Here is a 6,799-nt window from a genome sequence, read left to right on the forward strand (position 1 = left end):
GTATAGTTTGATCCCTTTACCCATCTTGTCTCTGCAGGAACTCCCTTTGGAAGGAGTCTGATGAATTGTTCATTGTCGTAAAGCTTTTCATAGGCGTTGTAGATTTCATCATAGTCTGAAATATCTTTCAGATTGGCATATGCAGTTACGAGTATTCCTCTGTTCATTGGAACAAGGTGAGGTGTGAAGTTTACAAGTATGTTTTCTCCTGCAGCATAGGAAAGCTGCTCCTCTATTTCCGGTGTATGTCTGTGTGCTGCAATTTTGTATGCTTTAATTGTTTCGTTGCATTCAGTATAATGTGTTGTCAGGTTGATTCCTCTTCCTGCTCCAGTTACTCCTGATTTGGCATCAAGAATTATGGAAGATGGATCAATGAGACCTTCCTTTAACAGGGGAGTCATTGCCAGTATGCTGCAGGTTGTATAGCAACCAGGATTTGCAAGAAGGTTGGTGTCTTTTATCTCGTCCCTGTTCAGCTCACATAGTCCGTACACTGCATCCTTAAGGAGTTCTTTTGAGTTGTGGCCTGTATACCATTTTTCGTATACATCTACATCCTTCAGCCTGAAATCCGCGCCCAGGTCTATTATCTTGAACTTCTCAAGTGCTTTCTGGCTGACCATGCCTGAAGTGATTCCGTGGGGCAGTGCAGTAAATAGTACGTCTATATCCAGGTCTGCAATGTTTTCTGGAGTGTTTATACATTTTATATTCATGATTTCATAGAAATTTCTGAATACTTCGTCATAGTCTTTATCTGAATAGGATTTCGAAGATACAAAGTTTATATCTACGTCTGGGTGGTGGTGCAGCAACCTTACAAGCTCCTGGCCAGCATACCCTGTCGAACCTATTATTCCTGCTTTTATCATGGGTGCCTCCCGATTTATAAATTTTAAGAATTTCCTATAATTATACACTAAAGTCAAGGTCTGTCAAGTGAAAAGCGAAAAATATTTCAATGAATTAAATTAGAAGAGTATTTTTACTTTCTTTAGCTATAAAAAAACAGGATTAACATTATGTTAATCCTGTCTTGTTTTACTCAATAAAATTCAAATCTTCATTGAGCCATGTTCCTTTTTCGTCAATGTCTCTCATGAAAATTCTGTCTGAATCTTCTTCGAGTTTGTTTTGGTGGAACTTGAATATAATCTTGCCTTCGGTTTTGCCGAAGATTTCGATTTTTCCTCTTGGGTGGGACATGGCATATCTAAAGGCCTTTCCCAGTCCGTTGAGTTTTTTCTTTGCTTCCGATATGATTTCAATTCCTTCTGAAATTGGAACCTGGAAGTGTTTTTTTACAAATTTTACTGGTCTGCATTGGAATACATAATATGGATGTACTCCTATAGCTGTTAGATCGTTGAGGAGGGTGGACAAGGTATCTGCATTATCATTTATTCCTTTTAGAAGTACAGCCTGGTTTCTCACTGTTACTCCTATATCTTTTAACGCTTTAACTCCCTTACGTGCTTCTTCTGTTAGTTCCCTAGGATGGTTGAATTGGCTAATTATGATGATTTCCTTTTTTTTGCCGTATCTTTTAAGGATATCTAGAAGCTCTTCATCCATGTAGATTCTTTGTGGTAAAACAACAGGAACTCTTGTTCCGAATCTTATGAAATCCAAATGATCAATTGCACAAAGATTTTTTAGATAGTCCTCTATATGGTCGTTTGACAATGCAAAGGCGTCTCCTCCGGTTACGAGAACATTATTTACCTGCTTGTGGCTGCTAATATACTCGGTAGCTTCTTCCAGTCTGTTGTTGATTTCTTCAGAGGAATAACCTACCATTCTTTTCCTGAAGCAGTGTCTGCAGTACATGAAACAAACATTGGTTGATAGAACCAGTGCTGTTGTTCCGTATTTGTGTTGTAATCCGGGCATTTTCGTATTTGTCGACTCACCGCTGGTATCATAATCTCCTGCGGCATTTAGTTCCATTTCATTAGGAACGGCGAGTTTTTTTATCGGGTCGTTTTCATCGGACCAGTCGATAAGATCAAAATAATACTTGGGGATTCTCATAGGGTGCCTTTTGGCAACTTTCATAAGGTGTTCTTTTTCGTCAGGTGACATATGCAGTACCTTGTCCAGGTCCTCAATGCTAACAACATTATCTTTTAAAAAATCTTTCCAAGACAACATTAATACATCACTCCTTATTTTAATTATAATAAATAAACGGTTTAGAAAAACCGTGATTTAACTGTTTAATTACTGGTAGAAAAACGAGATTTAACTATTTGACTATTAATTGAAATGTAAATAAAAGAATAGAAAAAATTTGAATAGTTTGAATAGTGTAAACAGTATACCATACAGGAGTATTTTAGTCAAAGGGTCCGGTTCATATATATAATATGTAACGTATTGTTAACTTTTATTAATAATATTTGATAAAAATTAACTGTACGGATGGTAAAAAAATGTATAAAATTGTATTGTTTAAGGGTAAATAAAGGTTAATTCTGTTATAATGTATATGTATGTGAAAGAATATGCAAAATGCAGTTTTGAAAGGAATACAGATGAAAAGAATAAATTCTATCTTTGACGTTCTGGGACCTATTATGATAGGTCCCTCGAGTTCCCATACCGCAGGAGCTGCAAGACTTGGTAAAATTGCCAGGTATGCGGCGGAAAAGGATATTAAAAGTGTGAAAATATATCTCCACGGCTCCTTTGCCCAGACGGCCAAGGGACATGGTACTGAAAAGGCTCTGGTGGCAGGTATTCTTGGAATGGAACCCTATGACGAAAGGTTGAGGCATTCTTTGGAAACAGCCAGGGAGTCAGGTGTGGACATAGAATTTCACACAATTGAAATTAGGGGAGCCCATCCAAATACTGCAAGGTTTCTAATAACTAGAAGTGATGGAAGCCTAGTGACCGTTACGGGAGCCTCTCTCGGTGGAGGAGCAGTAATGGTGACTGAAATAAACGGTTTTGATGTCGAAATCACAGGGGAATATTATACCTTGATTACTAAGCATGTTGACATTAGGGGCATAATCAGCAAGGTGACTACACTTCTTGCCAAAAATAATGTGAACATAGGAAACATGAAGGTAAGAAGAAATGACTATATGAAGGAAGCTTCAATGATAATTGAGACCGATGAAAATGTTGACATTTCTGTGGTGAAGGAAATCAAAAATCTTGAAGAGATGATATCCCTCATTGTTATAAAACCTGTAAAGGAGGCTGAAAATGTATAATAACGGAAGAAAACTGGTAGCCCTTTGCAGGGAGAAAAACATTTCCATTTCCGAATTGGTCCTTATTGAAGAAATGGGAAATACAAAAATGGACAGGGAAGAGGTTATGGGACGACTTGATGAAGTTCTTTCCATAATGGAGAATTCCTCATCCTATTCGTTGACAAATGAGGTTGAAACTCTTGGCGGACTTATCGGTGGCGAGGGAAAAAAGATGATGGAATACCTTCTGTCGGGAGATACCATAGCAGGAGAATGGGTAATAAAGGCTATGGCGAAAGCTTTTGCATGTTCTGAATACAATGCATCCATGGGGAAAATATGTGCAGCTCCAACGGCAGGATCCTGCGGTATAATTCCAGGAGCCATTCTCACAACGGGCGAAAAATTCAGCCTTGATAGAAAGGAACTTATAAAGGGTCTTCTTGTTTCTTCAGGAATTGGAAAGATTATTTCTGAAAATGCTACGGTTTCAGGAGCAGAAGGCGGTTGCCAGGCTGAATGCGGTGCTGCTGCTGCAATGGCTGCAGGGGCAATAGTGGAAATGAGAGGTGGAAGTCCTGAGCAGTCTCTCCATGCAGCTTCAATAGCCCTTAAGAATATCATGGGACTCATATGCGATCCTATTGCAGGTCTTGTAGAATCGCCATGTTCAAAGAGGAATGCTTCGGGAGTTGTAAATGCCATGATATCTGCTGATATGGCTCTTTCAGGAGTGGAATCAGTAGTTCCCTTTGACGAAGTGGTGGAAGCAATGTATAATGTTGGACGTGGAATGCACCAGGATTTTAAGGAAACAGCAAAAGGCGGCATAGCAATTACTGAAACAGGTTTGAAATTAGCGAAAAAAATAAAATAAAAGCTTTAAAAAAGCTGATAATATTGTATAATAAAATGATAAATGATAAATGATAAATGATAAATGATAAATGATAGCGGAGGAAAAGAATGGGATTTAGATCTGACATGGGAATAGATTTGGGTACTGCTTCAGTACTGGTATATATTAGAGGAAAGGGAATTGTACTTCAGGAGCCTTCTGTAGTTGCAATCGATAGAAACAACAACAAAATTCTGGCTGTTGGAGAAGAAGCAAGAATGATGCTTGGAAGAACTCCTGGAAATATTGTTGCAATAAGACCTTTGAGAGACGGTGTAATATCCGACTTTGACATAACTGAAAAAATGCTCAAGTATTTCATAAAGAAGGCTTTGGGAAGCGTAGTTTTCAAGCCCAGGGTAATAGTCTGCGTACCAAGCGGAGTTACTGAAGTTGAAAAAAGAGCGGTAATAGATGCTTGTAACCAGGCGGGAGCACATAAGACTTATCTTATTGAAGAACCTGTAGCTGCGGCAATAGGTGCAGGAGTAGACCTTTCAAAGCCACAGGGAAGCATGATTATAGACATGGGTGGCGGAACTACTGATGTTGCCGTACTTTCACTTGGAGGAATTGTTGTAAGCAAATCCATAAAGATTGCCGGGGACAAATTTGACGAGGCAATAGTAAGATTCATAAGAAAGAAATACAATGTAATGATAGGACTTAGAAGTGCAGAGGAGCTGAAGATACAAATAGGTGCAGCTTTCCCTGAAGATGAGGAAAAATTTGTAGAGGTAAGGGGTCGTAATCTTGTTACAGGACTTCCAAAGAACCTTACAATATCTTCTACAGACATGCTAGAGGCTCTAGAGGAAACAGTAATGGCCATTGCAGACGCAGTACACTCCGTTCTAGAGAGAACGCCACCAGAGCTAGCTGCCGATATAAGTGAAAAGGGAATAATCATGACTGGAGGAGGATGTCTCCTACATGGACTTCACAAACTTATAGCCAAAAGAACAGGAGTGCCTGTTTATATTGCTGACGAAGCAATTTCATGTGTAGCTCTTGGAACTGGAAAGGCTCTTGAGAACATAGATGTTTATTCAAGTTCATTATTAACAGACGAAAGAAAGAGATACTAGGCGAATTATAATAACCATATATGCTTATTATAATTTGAGAGTTTGAGTGAGTTTGGAGAGTATTTTAATAACATATTACGGGGGTAGATATATGGATTACAAAAAGAGATATGACGAATGGATGAACAGTTCTTGCATAGCAGACGACATAAAGGAAGAACTTAAGACTATTTCCGGAGATGAAAAGGAAATAATGGAAAGATTCCACAAGAATCTGGAATTTGGTACAGGCGGCATGAGGGGAATCATGGGTGCAGGTACAAACAGGATGAACAAGCATATAATAAGCAAGGCCACACAGGGTCTTGCTAATTTTATTGAAAAAAATGCGGAAGGTGAAAAGAGCTGTGTAATAGCACATGACTCCAGGAACAATTCAAGATATTTCACTGAAATATCCGCAAGGGTTCTGGCAGCTTCTGGAATAAAGACTTATATATTTGATGATTTAAGACCAACGCCGGAACTGTCATATGCAGTAAGAGAGCTTGGAGCAAGTGCTGGTATAGTAATAACTGCAAGCCACAATCCTCCGGAGTACAATGGATACAAGACATACTGGAACTATGGTTGTCAGATGTTGCCGGAAATGGCAGAGGAACTCATTGAAGAAATTGAGAAAATCGACTTCAAGGATATTTCTACAATGGGATTTGACGAGGGAATAGAAAGCGAAATGATTGTTGAGCTTGACAAGTCAATGGACGACAGCTTCACTGAAGCAGTACTGGGAAACAGTTTATCAGAAGACATAGACAAGGATATAAAAATTGTTTATACGCCCCTTCATGGAGCGGGAAATATGCTTGTAAGAAGAGTACTGGATGAAAGGGGCTTTGCAAATGTATCCTTGGTTGAGGAGCAGACAGAACCCGATCCAAACTTTACTACGGTTAATTATCCCAATCCTGAAGATGAAAAGGCTTTTGAACTTGCATACAAGAAGGCATCTTTAGTTGATGCTGAAATAATAATTGCCAATGATCCTGACTGCGACAGAGTGGGAATGGCCGTTAAAAAAGAAAAGGGTGAATATGTCCTTCTCAGTGGAAATCAGGTCGGTGCACTTTTGATGGATTATATGCTGGCAAAGTTTAAAGAAGAAGGAACCATGCCTGAGAATCCTCTTGTAATCAAAACAATAGTTACAAGTGAGCTTGGAAGAGCTGTGGCGGAATACTATGGTGCCGAGTGTATGGATACACTTACTGGATTTAAATTCATAGGTGAGAAAATCGAAGAATATGAAAATAGTGGTGAAAAGAAATATGTTTTCGGTTTTGAGGAAAGCATAGGATATTTAATAGGAACAATAGTAAGAGACAAGGATGCCGTTACAGCATCTATGATAGCATGTGAAATGGCGGCATATTACAAGAAAAATGGCAGCAATGTTCTCAGTGAGCTTGATAGATTGTACAAAACACATGGATATTTTAGGGAAGGTCTAAAGTCCATTACAATGGAAGGAATAGAAGGAAGTCAAAGGATTCTTGAAATCATGGACTGGTTCAGGAATGCTGAAATTGACTCCATAGGCAGTCTAAAAATATCATCAACAAGGGACTATAGAACAAGTGTTAAAAAACTAAGGGACGGTA

The 6,799-nt window shown here is 38.8% G+C and carries 6 protein-coding genes; 4 read left to right on the forward strand and 2 right to left on the reverse strand.

What is annotated here, in order from left to right:
• Both argC and AC3AX0_RS04940 read right to left on the reverse strand, forming a co-directional pair.
• Window positions 1–875 (reverse strand): N-acetyl-gamma-glutamyl-phosphate reductase (gene argC, locus AC3AX0_RS04935; RefSeq protein ID WP_487549196.1); only part of this gene is annotated, 875 nt, incomplete at its 3' end.
• Window positions 876–1,044: 169 nt separating this feature from the next.
• Complete coding sequence (locus tag AC3AX0_RS04940) at window positions 1,045–2,154, reverse strand: KamA family radical SAM protein (protein WP_487549201.1); 1,110 nt, start codon at window positions 2,152–2,154, stop codon at window positions 1,045–1,047.
• A 386-nt stretch (window positions 2,155–2,540) separates the two neighbouring features.
• Here AC3AX0_RS04940 and sdaAB point away from each other — a divergent pair, with 386 nt between their 5' ends.
• From sdaAB to AC3AX0_RS04960, 4 genes are all read left to right on the forward strand, one after another.
• Entirely contained in the window at window positions 2,541–3,230 is a 690-nt protein-coding gene (gene sdaAB, locus AC3AX0_RS04945; protein ID WP_487549197.1) for an L-serine ammonia-lyase, iron-sulfur-dependent subunit beta, read from the forward strand.
• Window positions 3,223–4,089, forward strand: coding sequence for an L-serine ammonia-lyase, iron-sulfur-dependent, subunit alpha (sdaAA, locus tag AC3AX0_RS04950; RefSeq protein ID WP_487549198.1), 867 nt, complete (start codon window positions 3,223–3,225; stop codon window positions 4,087–4,089). The genes sdaAB and sdaAA overlap by 8 nt, the downstream gene beginning before the upstream one ends.
• 89 nt (window positions 4,090–4,178) lie before the next feature.
• Window positions 4,179–5,198 (forward strand): rod shape-determining protein MreB, encoded by a 1,020-nt coding sequence (gene mreB, locus AC3AX0_RS04955; RefSeq protein WP_487549199.1) that lies wholly within the window; start codon window positions 4,179–4,181, stop codon window positions 5,196–5,198.
• A 91-nt stretch (window positions 5,199–5,289) separates the two neighbouring features.
• The coding region (locus AC3AX0_RS04960; protein WP_487549200.1) for a phospho-sugar mutase at window positions 5,290–6,799 on the forward strand (1,510 nt) is incomplete at its 3' end.

Source organism: Dethiosulfatibacter sp., assembly GCF_983023055.1.